This window comes from Hymenobacter defluvii (assembly GCF_017589435.1).
Taxonomy (GTDB): Bacteria; Bacteroidota; Bacteroidia; order Cytophagales; family Hymenobacteraceae; genus Hymenobacter; species Hymenobacter profundi.
This window is the reverse complement of the sequence record NZ_JAGETX010000001.1, coordinates 896,652-913,217: the sequence shown is the minus strand read 5'-3', so window position 1 is coordinate 913,217 and position 16,566 is coordinate 896,652. Positions and strand designations below refer to the sequence as shown.

Annotated in this window: 15 protein-coding genes; 7 read left to right on the top strand and 8 right to left on the bottom strand. The window is 58.2% G+C overall.

What is annotated here, in order from left to right; all coding sequences use genetic code 11:
- Positions 1-294: 294 nt before the first annotated feature.
- The 3 genes from J4D97_RS03725 to mgrA all read right to left on the bottom strand — a co-directional run bounded on the left by J4D97_RS03725 (position 295) and on the right by mgrA (position 4,192).
- A complete protein-coding gene (locus J4D97_RS03725; RefSeq protein WP_208306395.1) occupies positions 295-1,383 on the bottom strand; it encodes an NADH:flavin oxidoreductase/NADH oxidase in 1,089 nt (362 codons plus the stop codon).
- A gap of 151 nt (positions 1,384-1,534) precedes the next feature.
- Positions 1,535-2,860 carry an OmpA family protein gene (locus J4D97_RS03720; protein ID WP_208306394.1) on the bottom strand — a complete coding sequence of 442 codons (1,326 nt, stop codon included), beginning with the start codon at positions 2,858-2,860 and terminating at the stop codon, positions 1,535-1,537.
- A gap of 330 nt (positions 2,861-3,190) precedes the next feature.
- A complete protein-coding gene (gene mgrA, locus J4D97_RS03715) occupies positions 3,191-4,192 on the bottom strand; it encodes an L-glyceraldehyde 3-phosphate reductase (RefSeq protein WP_208306393.1) in 1,002 nt (333 codons plus the stop codon).
- Between the two features lie 150 nt (positions 4,193-4,342).
- Between mgrA and J4D97_RS03710 the strand changes: the two genes are divergently transcribed.
- Positions 4,343-4,900, top strand: coding sequence for a DUF2911 domain-containing protein (locus tag J4D97_RS03710; protein WP_208306392.1), 558 nt, complete (start codon positions 4,343-4,345; stop codon positions 4,898-4,900).
- A 144-nt stretch (positions 4,901-5,044) separates the two neighbouring features.
- On the opposite strand, the gene J4D97_RS03705 is transcribed toward J4D97_RS03710, so the two are convergent.
- The 3 genes from J4D97_RS03705 to J4D97_RS03695 all read right to left on the bottom strand — a co-directional run bounded on the left by J4D97_RS03705 (position 5,045) and on the right by J4D97_RS03695 (position 7,296).
- Positions 5,045-5,185 carry a hypothetical protein gene (locus tag J4D97_RS03705; RefSeq protein WP_185283695.1) on the bottom strand — a complete coding sequence of 47 codons (141 nt, stop codon included), beginning with the start codon at positions 5,183-5,185 and terminating at the stop codon, positions 5,045-5,047.
- 175 nt (positions 5,186-5,360) lie between these two features.
- Positions 5,361-6,275, bottom strand: a complete 915-nt coding sequence (locus tag J4D97_RS03700) for a polyketide cyclase (protein ID WP_208306391.1) — start codon at positions 6,273-6,275, stop codon at positions 5,361-5,363.
- A 43-nt stretch (positions 6,276-6,318) separates the two neighbouring features.
- On the bottom strand, positions 6,319-7,296 hold the full coding sequence (locus J4D97_RS03695; protein WP_208306390.1) for a tryptophan 2,3-dioxygenase family protein: 978 nt from the start codon (positions 7,294-7,296) through the stop codon (positions 6,319-6,321).
- 400 nt (positions 7,297-7,696) lie between these two features.
- On the opposite strand from J4D97_RS03695, the gene sdaAB reads away from it, so the two are divergent.
- The 6 genes from sdaAB to J4D97_RS03665 all read left to right on the top strand — a co-directional run bounded on the left by sdaAB (position 7,697) and on the right by J4D97_RS03665 (position 14,488).
- Entirely contained in the window at positions 7,697-8,377 is a 681-nt protein-coding gene (gene sdaAB, locus J4D97_RS03690) for an L-serine ammonia-lyase, iron-sulfur-dependent subunit beta (protein ID WP_185283692.1), read from the top strand.
- 33 nt (positions 8,378-8,410) lie between these two features.
- Positions 8,411-9,946, top strand: a complete 1,536-nt coding sequence (locus J4D97_RS03685; protein ID WP_208306389.1) for a TolC family protein — start codon at positions 8,411-8,413, stop codon at positions 9,944-9,946.
- Between the two features lie 70 nt (positions 9,947-10,016).
- The gene (locus tag J4D97_RS03680) at positions 10,017-11,405 is read left to right on the top strand and encodes an efflux RND transporter periplasmic adaptor subunit (protein ID WP_208306388.1); all 1,389 of its coding nucleotides are present in this window, start codon (positions 10,017-10,019) and stop codon (positions 11,403-11,405) included.
- A 134-nt stretch (positions 11,406-11,539) separates the two neighbouring features.
- A complete protein-coding gene (locus tag J4D97_RS03675; RefSeq protein ID WP_243900105.1) occupies positions 11,540-12,529 on the top strand; it encodes an NAD(P)H-dependent glycerol-3-phosphate dehydrogenase in 990 nt (329 codons plus the stop codon).
- Positions 12,530-12,828: 299 nt separating this feature from the next.
- Positions 12,829-13,995 (top strand): MFS transporter, encoded by a 1,167-nt coding sequence (locus J4D97_RS03670; RefSeq protein WP_208306387.1) that lies wholly within the window; start codon positions 12,829-12,831, stop codon positions 13,993-13,995.
- Between the two features lie 82 nt (positions 13,996-14,077).
- On the top strand, positions 14,078-14,488 hold the full coding sequence (locus J4D97_RS03665; RefSeq protein ID WP_208306386.1) for a DUF4259 domain-containing protein: 411 nt from the start codon (positions 14,078-14,080) through the stop codon (positions 14,486-14,488).
- Between the two features lie 141 nt (positions 14,489-14,629).
- On the opposite strand, the gene J4D97_RS03660 is transcribed toward J4D97_RS03665, so the two are convergent.
- Both J4D97_RS03660 and J4D97_RS03655 read right to left on the bottom strand, forming a co-directional pair.
- Positions 14,630-15,235, bottom strand: coding sequence for a Maf family nucleotide pyrophosphatase (locus J4D97_RS03660; protein WP_208306385.1), 606 nt, complete (start codon positions 15,233-15,235; stop codon positions 14,630-14,632).
- Complete coding sequence (locus J4D97_RS03655; protein WP_208306384.1) at positions 15,204-16,520, bottom strand: DUF1015 domain-containing protein; 1,317 nt, start codon at positions 16,518-16,520, stop codon at positions 15,204-15,206. The genes J4D97_RS03660 and J4D97_RS03655 overlap by 32 nt, the downstream gene beginning before the upstream one ends.
- Between the last annotated feature and the right edge of the window lie 46 nt (positions 16,521-16,566).

Below are 16,566 nucleotides of genomic sequence, written 5' to 3'. Positions count from 1 at the left end.
AGTTGCCCAGCGCTGCGACGCAGTTGCCGTACGTTGCGTCCGCTTATCCATTCGACTCGTAATACAGTTACTACCTCGTCATATTGCAAATAAAAATCAGATATAGTGCGTATAATCACGTTTTGTATAAGCAAAAGTACAGTTACAAAGATATAGAGTATAGTAGGTTGCATCAATATGATACTGACTTTTTTATTTTGGGAAAAAGGGCTAATGCACTAGCAATAAACAAGAAACCCTGGCCACTATAGCAGCCAGGGTTCTAATAGAAGCTTGCCCTATTATGGGAGGAAACTACTTATGCGCCCGCTTAGGGCGCTTGGCGCGCTCGTATTGCACAGGCCAGGCCAGTTCCACGTCTAAATCAGAGGCGGCATGTAGGGGGAAGTACGGGTCGCGGAGGAATTCGCGGGCCAGCAACACCAAATCGGCCTGGCCTTTCTGAAGGATGTCCTCGGCTTGCTGGGCGGTGGTAATGATGCCCACAGCACCCGTAAGCATCCCGGTTTGCTGTTTCACGGCCTCGGCAAACTCCACCTGGTAGCCCGGGCCAGTCGGGATTTTGGCATCGGGCACGTTGCCGCCGGTAGAGGCATCCAGCAGGTCAACGCCGTTTGCCTGGAGTACGCGGGCCAGCTGCACCGAATCGTCCTTGGTCCAGCCACCCTCGGTCCAGTCGGTAGCCGACACGCGCACGATAACGGGGTAGTCGTCGGGTACCTCGGCGCGAATGGCGGCTACCACTTCCAGTAGCAGACGGCTGCGGTTCTCGAAGGAGCCGCCGTACTGGTCGGTACGCTCGTTGCTGAGCGGCGACAGAAACTCGTGGAGCAGGTAGCCGTGGGCGGCGTGCACCTCAATCAGCTGAAAACCAGCCGCGAGGCTGCGGCGGGCAGCGGCCCGGAAATCAGCGACAATCTGCTGGATTTCCTCCTCGGTGAGGGCGTGCGGGGTGGCTTTGTCGGGGGCGAAGGGTAGGGCGCTGGGCGCTACCACCTCCCAACCGTTGGGCTGCGTGGCCGCAATGGCTTTGCCGCCGTCCCACGGGGGCGTGGTGCTGGCCTTGCGGCCGGCGTGGGCCAGTTGCACGCCAATGGCGGTGCCCTGCTGGCGCACAAAGTCGTTGATGCGCTTCAGGAAGGGCACGTGCTCGTCTTTCCAGATACCCAGGTCCTGAGGCGTGATACGGCCCTCGGGCGCCACGGCGGCGGCCTCCGAGATAATGAGGCCTACCCCGCCCACGGCGCGGCTGCCCAGGTGCACCAGGTGCCAATCGTTGGCGAAGCCGTCTTCCGAGGAATACTGGCACATCGGCGATACCACAATGCGGTTTTTAAGTTCAAGTCCGCGCAGATGCAGCGGGGAAAAAAGAAGCGTAGACATAGGTAGGAAAAGCGTTAACGGAAACTCTCGCCCCGGCAGCGGCCAAGCCACAACTGCCGGGGTAGAGAAAACAGCACGCCCTCCAATAAGTTACGACGCCTCTTCCGCGGGGGCAGAAGAGGCGTCGTGTTATAAGCGAAGAAAGAGGCGGTTACTTCTTCACTACCCGAATGCTGATGCGGCGGTTGAGGGCGCGGCCCTCTACGGTTTCGTTGCTGGTGAGCGAGTGCTTGGCACCATAGCCCTTGGCTTGCAGCCGGGCCACAGGAATACCCATATCGGCCAGGGCGAACATGGCGGCGCGGGCACGCTCCTCACTTAAGTGCAGATTTTGCAGGTCGTTGCCGAGGCTGTCGGTGTAGCCACCTATCTTCACCACGGCGTTCGGGAACGACTTCAGAATGCCGGCCACGTTCACCAGTTGCTGGTGCGACTCCGTCGTGAGCACGGCTTTGGCCGGCTCAAAATACACCCGGTCGAAGTTGATCCAGCCTTTTGTGCGGTTCACCGGATCCACCTGAATACTGGGTTCGGACAGGAAAGTATACAGGCGGTTTTCGGTGGAGCGGGCGCCTACCTTCTGGGTGGTGCCATTCGTCAGCTGTAGGATAACCGGCTGGCCTGTGTCATAGATGTAGCTGTCGCTCTCGCTGTCGTAGTGGCCGGTAGCGGCAGGGTCGGTAGCCGTAGCCGACGCCGTATTTTCATTGGCTGCATATGTAGTGGCAGAAGGAGTAGGGGCAGTGCCCGCATAGGCCGCAGTACCCGGCACAGCCGACAGGCGCTCGTGTCCGAAATAGTACCCTAGGCTAACGGCTAGCAGCAACAGCAGGCCCCACTGCCAGCGCAGCGAGGTAGCCGCACGCCCACTATCAACGGGCTCAGGAGTAGGGGAGGTGCCCCAGCTACCCACGCCGGCTCGCACCAGCTCGGCCGCTGGCCGGGGTGCCAGCTCAGGCGTGCCGGCGCTAACGGGATGCCACGCGGCCGTCCCCATAGCCCCCAGTTCCTCGGGCTGATTTTGCAGGTAGGCGCTGAGCTGCTGTACGCTCAGCTCCTGCTCGGCGGCGTAGCGCCCCAGCGCTGCCAGCGTAGCCGCCGCTACAGTGCCCAGCAGCGTGCGGGCCGCCGTGGGCTCCACGTAGGCCGATACTGACAACCGATTGAGGGTGAGAGCGTAGGCATCGCCCAGTAGGCCCTGCATCAGGTCGAGGCCGCGGCGCTGCCAGTTGGTGGTGTGTAGGTCGGCCAGGTGGTGCAACACGTCGGCCCGGTAGGCTTCCTGTGCCAGCGTGGCCAGCACCTCAGTGCCGCCCGGCCGCTCGGTGCGCGCTATCAGGTGCTGCACCACCAGAGTAGACGCTTGATTGACGACCTGTTCAACGCCCGCTTCGTTCTCCCGAACTGTGGCGCTAATCTGGCTGATCTGCTGCGCGGTGAAGCAGCTTTTCACCGTTTGAAGTAAACTTTTTCCCATGGCTGTAAGACGAAGAACGTGCGGATGGATGCACCGAAGATAGAGATTTTCATGTGTTTTTTAGAATAAAAAAGATGGATAAAATACTATTATTCAATTAGATAACTTGTACTAAAATCCTTTGGATTGCACTGCGATTTGCAACTGTCCAATATCGGGGTGCATAAAAGAATATCGGAGGTGATGTTTCCCGGAAAAGTGCTTTTATTCAATAAGCTGAACTTTAGTAGTATGGTATCGAAATAAAGCAAAACGCACAAAGACAGCAAAACAGTGGTTTTGCTGTCTTTGTGCGTTCAATCAAAGCAGAAGCGATGAGGATGCGGGCAGTTACCGTGCCCCCAAAATCTGCTCAATGCGTTGCAGCTCGTCGTCCTGGAAACCAGTGTTGCGCAGGCACTGCAAAGAATCGAGGAGTTGGGCGGAGCGGCTGGCGCCAATGAGCACCGACGTCACGCGCGGGTCCTTCAATAGCCACGACAGCGCCAGCTGGGCCAGGCTCTGGCCGCGCTCTTGAGCCAACTCGTTGAGCTGCCGGATTTGCTCCAGGCGCTCGGGCGTCAGCTGCTCGGGCGTGAGGTGGCGCCCCTCGCGGCCGGCCCGCGAGTCGGCCGGGATGCCGTGCAGGTACTTATCCGTGAGCATGCCCTGGGCCAGCGGCGAAAAGGGAATGCAGCCCACGCCTTTTTCTTCCAACAAATCGAGCAGGCCACCTTCCACCCAGCGCTCAAACAACGAGTATTTGGGCTGATGAATCAGGCAGGGCGTGCCCAACTCGCGCAGAATACGGATAGCCTCGGCGGCTTCCTGGGGCTGGTAGTTGCTGATGCCCACGTACAGGGCTTTGCCCTGGCGTACCACATGGTCGAGGGCGCCCATGGTTTCTTCCAGGGGCGTTTCGGGGTCGGGGCGGTGCGAGTAGAAAATATCCACGTACTCCAGCCCCATGCGTTTTAGGCTTTGGTCGAGACTGGCAATGAGGTACTTGCGGGAACCCCATTCGCCGTAGGGGCCGGGCCACATATCGTAGCCGGCCTTGGTGGAGATAATCAGCTCGTCGCGGTAGGGTAGGAAATCCTCTTTCAGAATACGGCCAAAGTTGGTTTCGGCCGTGCCGTAGGGCGGGCCGTAGTTGTTGGCCAGGTCGAAGTGCGTGATGCCGTGGTCGAAGGCCGTGCGCAGCGTTTCGCGAAACGTGGCGGGCACGTCCACGTCGCCGAAGTTGTGCCACAGACCCAGCGATATAGCGGGTAGTTTCAGGCCGCTACGCCCGCAGCGGCGGTACTCCATTTGGTGGTAGCGGTCGGGGTTGGGGTGGTAAGGGGTAGTCATGAGGGTAGGGATGAAAAGAAGGTCAGCGGCCGCAAATAACGAAAAGCTACTTATCTAGTGGTCTACTCATACGAGCGAAAGCAAATGGCGGGAAACAAAGCCCGACTGTTTTAGCTTATAGCCGCAGTACTCATCTCAACCAACTTTCCCATGAAACGCATTTCCTTCTGGGTAGGCGCCTGCGCCGTCCTGTTGCTGGCGGCCCCTACCCACAGCCACGCCCAAACGACCACGCCAGCCACCAAAACCAAAGCGCCGGAAGACAAGTCGAAGCGACCCAGTCCACCCGCTACTGCCTCGGCCACCGTGGGCGGCACCAAGGTCATGATTGACTACAGCCAGCCATCCGTGAAAGGCCGGGAAATATTTGGTGCGCTGGAGCCGTATGGAAAAGTATGGCGCACCGGTGCCAACGAGGCCACTACCTTCATGGTGAGTAAAGACGTGAAAATCAACGGCCAAGCGCTACCGGCTGGTACGTATGGCCTGTTCTCCATCCCCGGCAAAGATGAGTGGACCATCATCTTCAACAAAACAGCTAAACAATGGGGCGCCTACGAATACGACGAGAAGCAGGACGTTCTGCGCGTAAAAGTGAAGCCCACCACACTGAGCCAGCCCGTGGAGCGCTTCACCATCACGGCCGCCAATTCCGGTAAAGTAACCATGCAGTGGGCCACTACCGGAGTAGAGTTCATGGTAAAGTAGAGACAACGCGTAGCAAACCAGTTATATACAGCTAACATTCTGGCGCTGTCCTTACCTTGTCAGTTCCCGTTGCATATTGAAAATATCACGTATGTTTGTGTAGCGAAAATGGCAGCCAACCACTTGGGCTGACTGCCACCTTCACTACTTCAGCCAGTGCGACAGTAGCAGGTACAACCCGCTCCCGCCGCCGCAGGCTGCCAACACTTTCACAACAAAAGTGCTGCTTACCTGGATGTCGAAGCTCAGCTTCAAGCCATCCAGCGGCATACGTCTCTTACCCATAGTCCAGTGGATTTGAGGGTGGCCAAAACACCCTACTTATCCAGAAGCCCGTGCTCGCAACACGGGCTTCGCTGTTTCAGAAGCAGCCGTGTTGGCGGGGTGACAACCGTACGTTAGTCCAAAGATAAGGATATTAGCAAGATGGTAGAAGTATTTTGCTAATTATTTTAGTAAATCAGGGCTTGACTTGCCCATACGCTCGTTCTAAATCCTGCCGCAGATTATCGAATACGTACTGGTGTTCCTGCGAAATGCCGAGTTGCTCCAGCGGCTGCCAATAAGCACGGGGTTTTAGCTCGGAGGTGTAGGTAGTGATGCGACTAATACGCGTTTGGTGCGCGTCTACTTGTTCAAACAGGTAGATAGCTTCCTTGAATCCCAGCCACTTTCGCCCTGTCAACTGGTACTTCACCACATCCATGCGCAGGATTTCTCCTGGGCGCAGTTCCGTGACGCGCTCCACTATCTGACCACCACTGAAGTAGCAGATGCGACGGGCACCCACTGCTTCGCGCTCTAGTACACACTTTTGCGGAATGGGTAGGCCTATTTGTAACAAAAAGGGCTTCGGCGCATCCAGCGTATCCACCGATTTTATCTGCTCATACACCTGGGCCGCCGAGTATGGTAGGAGAATATCCGTGCGAACCGCGACGATGGCGGGACGACTTTCCAGCGCTTTTTCGGCGGGGGCACTTAGTAGAAAAAGCAGGAATGGGAGGAATAGAACCGGCAGGCTATTCCGATCAAGCAGCTGTTGCCGGCGCTGTACCAAGTGCATGGCCACGCTCCCCAGAAATAAGCACGATACCACCAAGGGCAAAGCCATCAGAACGCAAATCATACCCTCCAGCTTACCAATTAGCAGTAGCAGAAAGAATATCGCTAAGCTCGTAAGTAACCCAATGTGTGCCCACCTGCGGTTAGGCAGTGCCCCAATGGCTACCCCCGTCACAATGGGTAGCAGAATAAAAAAGGCCCAACCATAGGCCACGAACCCATAATGAAGGAGAAGAAAGCCGAGCGATAGAAAAACAAATGAAATAATAGCGGCCGTGCGGAAGCTTTTATCGGCGAATAAGGATTTCATATCATTTCAGCGCATAGGGATTTATAATTATTCAGCCGCTACTTTACATTTCCTCACCCAGCACCTCTTCCACCCACGCCTTGCCCCAGTCGGCTTGCTCCTGCTCGGTCCAGAGTTGGGGGTAGAAGATGCGGCGCTGAAACTTGGGGGGTAGGTAGTTGCGCCAGTTGGTGCCGCCCGTGGCGGGCACGTCGGTGGGGTCGCGCTGGAGGTAGCGCACCGCCGATTTGAAGTGCATCAAGGGCCAGTTCACGTTCACGCTTACGTCGAGCTGGCGCAGGGCGCGCACCAAGCGGGGGTGGCGCTGGTCTTCCTGGGGTAGGCGTTGCACCACACTCCACACATTGCGGTGCTGGTACTCGGCGGCGTGCTGGTGCAGCTGCTTGGTATATTTCTCCTCAAACTGCGTGAGCGTAAGCGCCTTGGCCCCGGTTTCTTCCACAGTAGCCCCGGCTTTCCAGTAAATGCAGCCCATCAGCTCCGTCGCGTCGGCCGACTCGCCCAGGAGGCGGCGCTTTTCCTTGTCTACCAAGTTGTCGAGGGAGGTAGAGGCCAGCTCAATCATGCGGTACTGCACGCTCTGAAAACCCGAGGCTGGCATCAGCGCCATCCGGAATTGCAGGAACTGCTGCTTGTCCATGCCGTCCACCATCACATCAAACGAGTCGATCAGGTTTTCGAAGTAGCGGTTGATGCGCCCTACCCGCAGCACCACTTCTTGGAGGGTAGGCGCTTGCAGGTCGCCGATTTGCTCGTACTCGCAGAGGCAGAGCTTGAAATACAGCTCTGTGATCTGGTGGTACATGATGAAAATTCGCTCGTCGGGAATCTGCGTGAGTGGGCGTTGCAGGCTCAGCAGCGTGTCCAACTCAATGTAGTCCCAGTAATTGACGTAGTCGGCATAGTAGAGACCTTCGAGGTAGGCGGCCAGGTCCTGGCCATCGGCGGCGTATTTCTCTTGCAGGCGGCGTAGCTGGGCCAGCACGGCGGGGGAGAATTCTTCGGAAGTGGGGGTAGGCATAAGCAGGAGCAAGCGCGTGTCAGCAACAAGGTAGACCGGTATAAATTTTAAAGCCAGACGGACTACTGCGCAAAGAACGACAAACCCCACCAACCAGCTCTACACTGACGATTAGAACGGTATGTCAAACGCAGTGAAAAATCTTACAGGATAGTACTCCCGATAGGGTCTCTGCGAAAGGATCCGTCTTTTGTGCGACGTGTAAATAGGTCAAGAAGGCTACGCGTAAGGAGCTGTTAATGGGCTGGCCTGATTGTGTGTTAAGCTGACTAATATATTGCATACCTGTTAAATACTGTATAGCGACTCAGGCAACGCCTACCTACTTGTTGGTATCTAGTAGGCAATGGCAGCTACCGGGTATGGCCGTTCCCCGCGAATCTGATACCTTTAGCCCGTTATGGCAGAGAAGAGCAGTATTTTCGATATGATCGGGCCGGTGATGATCGGGCCGAGCTCCTCACACACGGCGGGCGTGGTGCGCATTGCCAGCGCGGCCATCCGCATTCTGGGCAGCTTGCCTACCCACGCTACCGTCACCTTCTACAATTCGTTTGCCCGCACCTACGAGGGCCACGGCTCCGACCGCGCCATTATTGGCGGTCTGCTGGGCTACGCCACCGACGACGTGCGTATCCGCGACGCGTTCGACCACGCCAAGGAGGCTGGCTTGCAGTACACGTTTCAGAGCGTAGGCAACGCCTCTACCATGCACCCCAACACCATTAAGCTGCAACTGCGCGACGAGCGCACTGGCCACCAGGTAGAGGTAGTGGGGCAGAGTCGGGGCGGGGGCGTCATTCGCATCGTGGAGGTAGACGGCTTTCCGGCTGATTTCTCGGCGGCGCTGCATACGCTAATTCTGGATGCCGACGACCGCACGGGCTCCATTGCCTTTATTGCCTCTGTTATTGCGCACGATGAGTGTAATATTGCGACCATGTCGGTGTCGCGCAAGGGTCGCAACGACCGGGCGCGGCATTTTATCGAGATGGACTCCGATCTGAAACCCATTACCCTGGAGTACCTGCGTCAGTTGCGCTGGATACACCGCGTTATTTATATTCCGAATATTGCTTAAAGAAATTGCTTCCTGTTTCTTTCGCTTGTGCTTATGAAAACAACGTTTACCTTGTTTCGGCGGCCGCTGGTGGCTGGCCTGGGCCTCTTGCTACTGGTAGGGAACGTGCCCGAGGCGCACGCCCAGCAACGGACTCCGCCCGCGCAGCCGCCTGCCGGTAGCATGCAGGTCCCAACCCCCAGCGGCCCCTGGACCCTACAAGCTGCCGTAGACTATGCCCTAGCCAATAACCTGAACGTGCGTCAGTCTCGGCTGTCAGCGCAGTTGGCAGACGTGACACTGCTGCAGAGCCGAGCGGCGCTATGGCCTACCGCCAACCTGAACGGCTCTCAGACCTGGAACTACGGTACCAGCATCAACCCCCTAACCAACGACTTCCAGAGCCAGACTACGCGCTCCAACAACTTTTCCGCCAACACGCAGGTGACGCTGTTTTCGGGATTTCAGTTGCGCAATACGGTGAAACGCAACGTGCTGGACTACGAAGCAGCTCTGGGTGATATTGAAAAAGCTCGTAATGATCTGTCCCTGAACGTAGCCTCAGCGTTCTTGCAGACCCTGCTGGCGCAGGAACTGGTGCGTACCAACCAAACTCGCGTAAACAGCACGCAACAGCAGGTGGAGCGCACACAGGTGCTCTTGAAAGCAGGTAGCGTGGCCGAAAGCAACCTTATTGATAGTCGGGCGCAACTGGCTACGGATCAACTTAACGTCATTACGGCGCAAAATCAGGAAACGCTGGCTCGTCTGCAACTGGCTCAGTTCATGAACCTGAACGAAGCCGCCACGCAGGCGCTGGAAATTACTACCCCCCCGCTGCCCGACCCAGACGAGCTGTCTTTGGCCGATGTGAATCCTTCGACTACTTACCAAACGGCCCAGGCCATCCAACCCGAAATAAAAGCCGCTGATTTGCGCGTGCAGAGTGCCTTGCGCAACGTGGAGGTGGCGCGTGGCGCGTACTACCCACGCTTATTCTTTGGGGCAGGTATTTTCACGGGTTACTCCTCTGCCCGTAACCTAACGGTTATTGGCAATGACTCAACTGCCAGACGTACAACGTTTTATGTTGAGAACCCGAACGGAGGCGGGATTACTCCGCTAAGCGTGACGACCTACCAGCGCGACGTATCGACGCTGCCGCAACGCTACTGGGACCAACTGGATAATAACCTGGGTCGCTCATTGCAGTTCAGTCTACAGGTTCCGATTCTGAATGGCTTGCAGGCGCGCACCAACGTGCAACGCTCGAAGATTGCGGTGAGTCAGGCAGAACTACGCGCTGAGCAAGAGCGCCTGCTACTGCGGCAGAACATTGAGCAGGCTTACGCTGATGCCCTAGCTGCTCAACGCCAGTATATAGCTTCAAAAGAGCAGGTAGAATCTCTGACGTTGGCCTACCGTAACGCGGAAATCCGCTTCAACAACGGTCTGCTGAACGGTACGGAGTTCAATATTGCCAAGAACAACCTCACGGCTGCTGAGTCGAGCATGATTCAGGCGAAGTACAGCTTCATCTTCCGCCGCAAGGTGCTGGACTTCTACCAGGGTAAATCGATTGAATTGTAAGAGAGCTTTGGGGCTGGCTGGCAGAACGTCAACTAAGCCTTAAGCTTCTACTCAAGACTCAAAAAAACCTATGAAAAATAACCGCTTACTCTATATTCTGCTGGGCCTGGTCGTGGTGGTCGTACTCGTCGTGATAGTCGGGAAGAAACAGGGCTGGATCGGGCAGCCGGTGGGCACGGAAGTGCTGGTAGCCAAAGCTGGCCCGAGCAACATCGTGGAAAAGGTGAGTGCCTCGGGCAAGGTACAGCCGGTGGTAGAAGTGAAGATTTCGCCCGACGTATCGGGGGAAATCACGGAGCTGTACGTGCAGGAAGGCGACTCCGTAAAGCAGGGCCAGCTGCTGCTGCGCATTCGCCCCGATAACTACCAGGCCATTGTCAGCCAGCAGTCGGCGGTAGTGAACACCCAGCGCGCCAACGTGGCCCAGAACCAGGCCCGCTTGCAGCAACTCATTGCCAATGCCAAGCAAACCGAGCTGACCTACCGCCGCAATGCGTCACTCTACAAGCAGAAGGTGATTTCGCAGTCGGACTACGAAGCCTCGCAGGCGGCCTACAATGCCTCGCAGGAAGAGCTGAACAGCGCCCGTGCCAGCATTAAGGCGGCGCAGAGCAACGTAGCCAGCGCGCAGGCCTCGTTGGAAGAAGCCCGTCGTACCCTGGATAAAACCACCATTTATGCCCCTGTGAGCGGTACCGTGAGCAAGCTCAGCGTCGAAAAGGGCGAACGGGTGGTAGGTACTTCGCAGATGGCCGGTACTGAAATCATGCGCATTGCCAACCTGAACTCGATGGAGGTGCGCGTGAACGTGAACGAAAACGACATCATCAACGTGCACCTGGGCGACTCGGTGGATGTGGAAGTAGATAGCTACGCCGCCCAGGACAAAACCTTCCGGGGCCTGGTGACCAGCATTGCCAACACGGCCAAAGACGCAGTAACGGCCGAAGCTGTGACCGAGTTTGAGGTGCGGATTCGCCTGTTGCCTGCCTCGTACCAGGACCTGATTACGACCGTGAACGGGCGCACGCGCATTCCGTTCCGGCCTGGCATGACGGCCTCCGTTAACATCATTACTAACCGCAAAAGCAACGTGCTGAGCGTGCCGCTGGCCGCCGTGGCCACCCGCTCCGACTCTACCGCCTACAAGGCCGCCATGGCCCAACGCGGCGGCAACAGCGCCAACAATGCCGAGGCCGACAAAGGCGCTCCGAAAGTGGATGTTCAAGAAGTGGTATTTGTGGTGCGGGGCGGCAAAGCCGTGATGACACCCGTAAAAACCGGGGTGAGCGACTTTGCCAACATTGAAATAAAGAGTGGCCTGCAAGCGGGTGAGCAGGTGGTGAGCGGTCCTTTCCGGGCCGTGTCGAAAACCCTGAAAAATGGGGATTTGGTGACCATTAAAGATGCCAATACCATCAACAAGGCGGAGATGAAGGAAGACGTAGCCGCGAAGTAGCGCGCGGCCCTACCCTCCGTGTCATCCTGACGAAGGAAGGACCTTATCACGCCAGGGCAGTTGCTCGACGCGTGATAAGGTCCTTCCTTCGTCAGGATGACATCGATTTATAACCGATAAAGGAAACCAATACGTTGGAAAAAATAGCCATGTTGGGCGGCGGCTCCTGGGCCACGGCACTCACCAAAATCCTGTCCGAAAACGGTGCCCGCGTGAGTTGGTGGCTGCGCGGCAAAGACGACGTGCAGCACCTGCGCACCACCCGCCACAACCCGCGCTACCTGTCGTCGGTGGCCTTTGATCTGACGCGCGTGTTCCCTTCCACGGATATTGCGGAGGTAGTGAAGGATGCCGATTGGGTGGTGCTGGCCGTGCCCGCCGCCTTCGTGAAAGAGGCCCTCGACAAGCTCGACCGCGACGCGCTGAAAGGCAAGCGCATTATTTCGGCCATCAAGGGCATGATTCCGGGGCGCAACGAGCTGGTGACGGACTACGCCATGGAGCGGTTTCGGCTGAAGGAAGGGTGTATGGGCGTGGTGGCCGGCCCGTGCCATGCCGAGGAGGTAGCCCTGGAAAAGCAAAGCTACCTCACCATCGGCTCGCCCGACGTAGCCCTGGCTGAGCAGTTTTGCCAGCTGCTGCGCAACCGCTACGTGCGGGCCCACGCCGCCGCCGACCTCGACGGCATTGAGTACTGCGCCGTGATGAAGAACATCATCGCCCTGACCTGCGGCATTGCCCACGGCCTGGGCTACGGCGACAATTTTCAGGCGGTGCTGGTGAGTAACGCGGTACAGGAAATCCGCCGGTTTCTGCACGCGCTCAGTCCCGAGCCCCGCGACCTGTCGGCCTCGGCCTATCTGGGCGATTTGCTGGTGACGGCCTACTCGCAGTTTTCGCGCAACCGCACCTTTGGCAGCATGGTGGGTAGGGGCTACTCCGTGAAATCGGCGCAGCTGGAGATGAACATGATTGCCGAAGGTTACTACGCCGTGAAAAGCATCTACGAGCTGAACCGGGAGCTGAAGGTGACGATGCCTATCACCTCCGCGGCCTACCACGTGCTCTACGAGAAGATTGCCCCGGCCGTGGAGCTGGAAATACTCAAGGAAAAGCTGCGGTAGGTAGCAGCCATTTGGGTTTTTTTGGCGGTTTTGCGGGGGTAGGGGAAAACGATGCCGAAAGGGGCAAGTAAGGCAAGTAGAGAGGCTGTAGGGCTCTCTAAATAGCTTCTCATTCCCGTAAAATCAAACCGAAACGTTTGCGCCCGTTGCGGCAAAAGTCGGGGAGTGAGGCCGCGCAAATTCCCTTTTAGAACTCTGAAAACGGCTTTTCTGAAAGCACACGGCCGCTGCAATGCGAGGCGAGTTCCTACCTTTGCGGCCAGGGAAATACATAGTTCCCTGCTCAGGAGGGTTTTGTTATGGAGTTGAGTATTCCGTCTTTTCCGGCGGCGCGGGCGCGCCGGGTATACCGGGCGGCCGTGGCCACGTGGTTTTTCTTGCCGGGGCTGGTGTTTGCCAGCTGGGCTTCGCGCATTCCGTTTGTGCAGCAACGCATGGGCTTCAGCGAAACGGCGCTGGGGTTGGTGCTGCTGGCTATTCCGTTGGGGCAGCTGCCTTCGCTGCCGTTTTCGGGCTGGCTGATTGCCAAGCAGGGTAGCCGGCGCACGCTGCTGCTAGGCGTGGTAGGCTACTGCCTGGCGTTGCTGGGACTGGGCTGGGCGCCCACGCCGGCGCTGCTGGTGCCGTGCCTGGTGCTGTTTGGCTTTGCCAGCAACCTGATGAATATTGCCGTGAACACCCAGGCCGTGGGCGTGGAAAGTCTGTACGAAGGGCAGCACATCATGGCCTCGTTTCACGGTATCTGGAGCACGGCGGGCTTCGTGGGCGCGGCCATTGGCACGTTTATGAGCGGGCAAGGCGTGGTGCCGCTGTGGCATTTTCTGGTGATTGTGGGCCTCATTGCCATTGTAGGGGCCTTTAGCCAGGGCAAGCTGCTGCTACGCGATACGCACACGGCCACCGACCAGCCCATCTTCGTGCGCCCCGATGGGCCGCTGCTGGGCCTGGGCCTGATTGCCTTCTGCGCCATGATCTGCGAGGGCGCCATGTTCGACTGGAGCGGGGTGTATTTCAAGAAAGTGGTGCAGGCGCCGGGCGCGTGGGTAGGGGCCGGTTACACGGCCTTTATGAGCACTATGGCGCTGGGTCGCTTCGGCGCCGACTGGCTGACCGGCCGCCTGGGCGCACGCCGCATGATCCAACTCAGCGGCCTGCTGACGGCGGCGGGGCTGCTGGTCGCCGTCGGGTTTCCTACCCTCATTACGGCCCTGATTGGGTTCATGATGGTCGGCTTTGGGGTGTCGGCGGTGGTGCCGCTGGTGTACAGCGCGGCCGGTAAGTCTAAGGTGATGTCGCCGGGCATGGCGCTGGCGTCCGTTTCCACCATCGGGTTTCTGGGCTTTTTGATTGGGCCGCCCATGATTGGATTGGTTGCCGGCGCTACCAGCCTGCGCGTTTCCTACTCCCTCATTGCCGTAATGGGCCTGTGCGTAACCTGGGCCGCCACAAGGGCAAAGCAATTGTGAGGTTGTGAGTTGGGAATTGAAAAAACGATTCGCGCCGAGCAGCCGTACCATTTCACAACTTCACCTTTCACAACTTCACACTATGGGTACTTGGGGGCATTTCAACTTCGATAACGACGATGCAGTAGATTTTGCCGGCGAATTTATGGATTCTGGCAGCGAAGTAACGCTCCTGGAAGCGCTAGTACCCGCCGCCGAAGCCGACGAATATTTGGAGGTAGACGCCGCCGCCGCGGCCCTAGTAGCCGCCGAAATCGTAGCAGCGTGGCGCGGCCACCCCGGCTCCGACTTCCTGCCCGGCCTACTCCCCAAAGTCCAGCACCTCGACGTAAGCGACGAGGACGAGCTAACCGACCTGGCTCTTCGTGCTGTGGAATCAGTGCTGAAAGAATCGGAAATGCAGGAGCAATGGGCTGAGGGTAGCGAATTGGCTGCCTGGGAAGCTGCTCAGCAGGATTTGCTGGGTAGGCTGAAGGCGGAGCCAGTGGAGTAGGGAATTAGAAACAGCGTGTCAATAGAAAACGCGTGTCATCCTGAGCTTGCGAAGGACCTTATGCCCACAGAACGACAAGCGTAACAACGACTCGTTCTGTGGGCATAAGATCCTTCGCAAGCTCAGGATGACACGCGTTTTCTAATTTCTACCCAATAAACTCGCAAAGTCGTCCCCTAGCAATTGTTCCAACTCCGCCCACACCCTGTGCACGGGCAACCCCATCACGTTGAAGTAGGAACCCTCTAGGCGCGTTACGCCTACCATGCCTATCCAGTCCTGGGCACCGTAAGCGCCGGCTTTGTCGAGAGGTTGATAGTGCTTCACGTAAAACTCAATTTCAGCCAAAGACAGTGGGCGGAACGTCACGCGCGTTTGGTCGGAGAAAACCACTTGGCGGCCGTCGCCGGTAAGCAGGCACACGCCGGTGAACACGTCGTGGGTGCGGCCTTGCAGGCGCGTGAGCATTTGGATGGCCTCGGCCGCGTCGGCGGGCTTGTTGAGCACGTCCTCGTCGAGGCAGACGATGGTGTCGGCGGTGAGAATTACTTCATTTCCGGCTAGCTCTTCGCGGTAGGCGGCGACTTTGCGGGCGGCCAAGAACTCGGCTACCGCAGCGCGTTGCAGGTGGGGGGGAAAGTCCTCGTCTACCTCCTTCAGGCGGATTTCGTAGGGTAGGCCCAGCTCGGTGAGCAGCTGGCGACGGCGGGGCGAGTTAGAAGCAAGCAGCAAATGGGTGATGGGCATCGTCGTCACGAATGGAGGAGAACAGGAAGCCTCCGATGGTTTTGGGGTAGAAAAACGTTGATTTGGGCGGCATCACGGCCCCGGAGTGGCACACGCGCTCTACGGCCTGCATGGTCACCTCGTTGGTGATGAGGGCGGCGCGGGCTTCGCCCCGGTCTACGCGGGTGAGGCACTCGGGGAAGTTGCGTACGTAGGCCACGCCCGGCCAGGTACGCTGGGCGTCCATATCGCCTAGGCCCAGCGCCCTACCCAATACAAAGTAGTGCAACACGGTCAGGTCGAGGGCTTTCACCTCAGGGGTGGTGGGCCAGTCGAGCTGGGCGTGTACCTCGGGCCGCAGCCGGATTTTGTAGGACTGCCCATCGAGGTATAACCCGAAGGCCCAGGGCTTGCCGGCAATCAGCTCGGGCAGGCAGTAGGGGTCGTCCTGGGGTAGTACCGTAAAGTAGGGCGTCAGGCGGGCTAGAAATTCCTCCGCCGTCAGGTTGCCGGGTAACTCCAGTAGCAGGCGATGGGTAGGCAGGATGCGCAGGTCATCGGCAGCGGCGTTGGTCAGGTACATCAAGTGGTAGTTCCACGGTTCCTGGCCGGTGTAGGAGTCGCCGGCGTCGGCGCGGCGAGCCTGGCGGTAGGCCAGGGAGCCTTCGTAGCGGTGGTGACCATCGGCCAGAATCACCTGCTTGTCGGCCAGTAGTTGCTGAAAACGCTGAATCACGCGGCGGTCCTGAATTACGGCCAGCACGTCGCGGGCGCCTTGGTAATCCTCCTCGGTCTGGTAGAGCGGGTCCTGGATGGCCTCGTCGAGGTAGTATTCCAGTTCGTGCTCCTCGTCGCGGTAGAGGCCGTGGGTGGCGCTGGTTTGCAGCTGCAAGCGGCTGAGCAACTCGGCGCGGTCGTTCACCGAAGAGGGTAGGGTGTTCTCGTGCCGCAATACCACGTTATCGGCCCAGTCGTAGGCCCGAATGTGGCACATAAAGCCCTTGCGGCAATACTCGTAGCCGGGGTTGCCTGGCAGCCGAAAATACTGGTAGTATACGTAGATGCCCGGCAGCACATCCTGAGTCAGCACGCCCTGCTGCTGCCACTCCCGCAGGCGCACCAGGGCCTCAGCAGCCGGATCGTCGCCGCGGGGTACGGTGAGGTGCAGGCTGTTGAGCGGATTGCGGTACAGCGCTTCGCGCTGTCGCGCCGACACCACATCAAACAGCGGCGATACGTAGTCGTCAATCTGCTGACTCAAAGCGGGCGCATAGCGCCAGCCGCGTACGGGTTGAATTTCAGCCAAGTAGGTGAGGTTGTAAGTGAGAGGAAAGTTAGTAGCGCTAGAGTTA

Bases quoted from the DNA above. Each gene is read 5' to 3' on its own strand.
- J4D97_RS03725 (WP_208306395.1), bottom strand. From the start codon at position 1,383: ATGTCTACGCTTCTTTTTTCCCCGCTGCATCTGCGCGGACTTGAACTT.
- J4D97_RS03720 (WP_208306394.1), bottom strand. From the start codon at position 2,860: ATGGGAAAAAGTTTACTTCAAACGGTGAAAAGCTGCTTCACCGCGCAG.
- mgrA (WP_208306393.1), bottom strand. From the start codon at position 4,192: ATGACTACCCCTTACCACCCCAACCCCGACCGCTACCACCAAATGGAG.
- J4D97_RS03710 (WP_208306392.1), top strand. From the start codon at position 4,343: ATGAAACGCATTTCCTTCTGGGTAGGCGCCTGCGCCGTCCTGTTGCTG.
- J4D97_RS03705 (WP_185283695.1), bottom strand. From the start codon at position 5,185: ATGGGTAAGAGACGTATGCCGCTGGATGGCTTGAAGCTGAGCTTCGAC.
- J4D97_RS03700 (WP_208306391.1), bottom strand. From the start codon at position 6,275: ATGAAATCCTTATTCGCCGATAAAAGCTTCCGCACGGCCGCTATTATT.
- J4D97_RS03695 (WP_208306390.1), bottom strand. From the start codon at position 7,296: ATGCCTACCCCCACTTCCGAAGAATTCTCCCCCGCCGTGCTGGCCCAG.
- sdaAB (WP_185283692.1), top strand. From the start codon at position 7,697: ATGGCAGAGAAGAGCAGTATTTTCGATATGATCGGGCCGGTGATGATC.
- J4D97_RS03685 (WP_208306389.1), top strand. From the start codon at position 8,411: ATGAAAACAACGTTTACCTTGTTTCGGCGGCCGCTGGTGGCTGGCCTG.
- J4D97_RS03680 (WP_208306388.1), top strand. From the start codon at position 10,017: ATGAAAAATAACCGCTTACTCTATATTCTGCTGGGCCTGGTCGTGGTG.
- J4D97_RS03670 (WP_208306387.1), top strand. From the start codon at position 12,829: ATGGAGTTGAGTATTCCGTCTTTTCCGGCGGCGCGGGCGCGCCGGGTA.
- J4D97_RS03665 (WP_208306386.1), top strand. From the start codon at position 14,078: ATGGGTACTTGGGGGCATTTCAACTTCGATAACGACGATGCAGTAGAT.
- J4D97_RS03660 (WP_208306385.1), bottom strand. From the start codon at position 15,235: ATGCCCATCACCCATTTGCTGCTTGCTTCTAACTCGCCCCGCCGTCGC.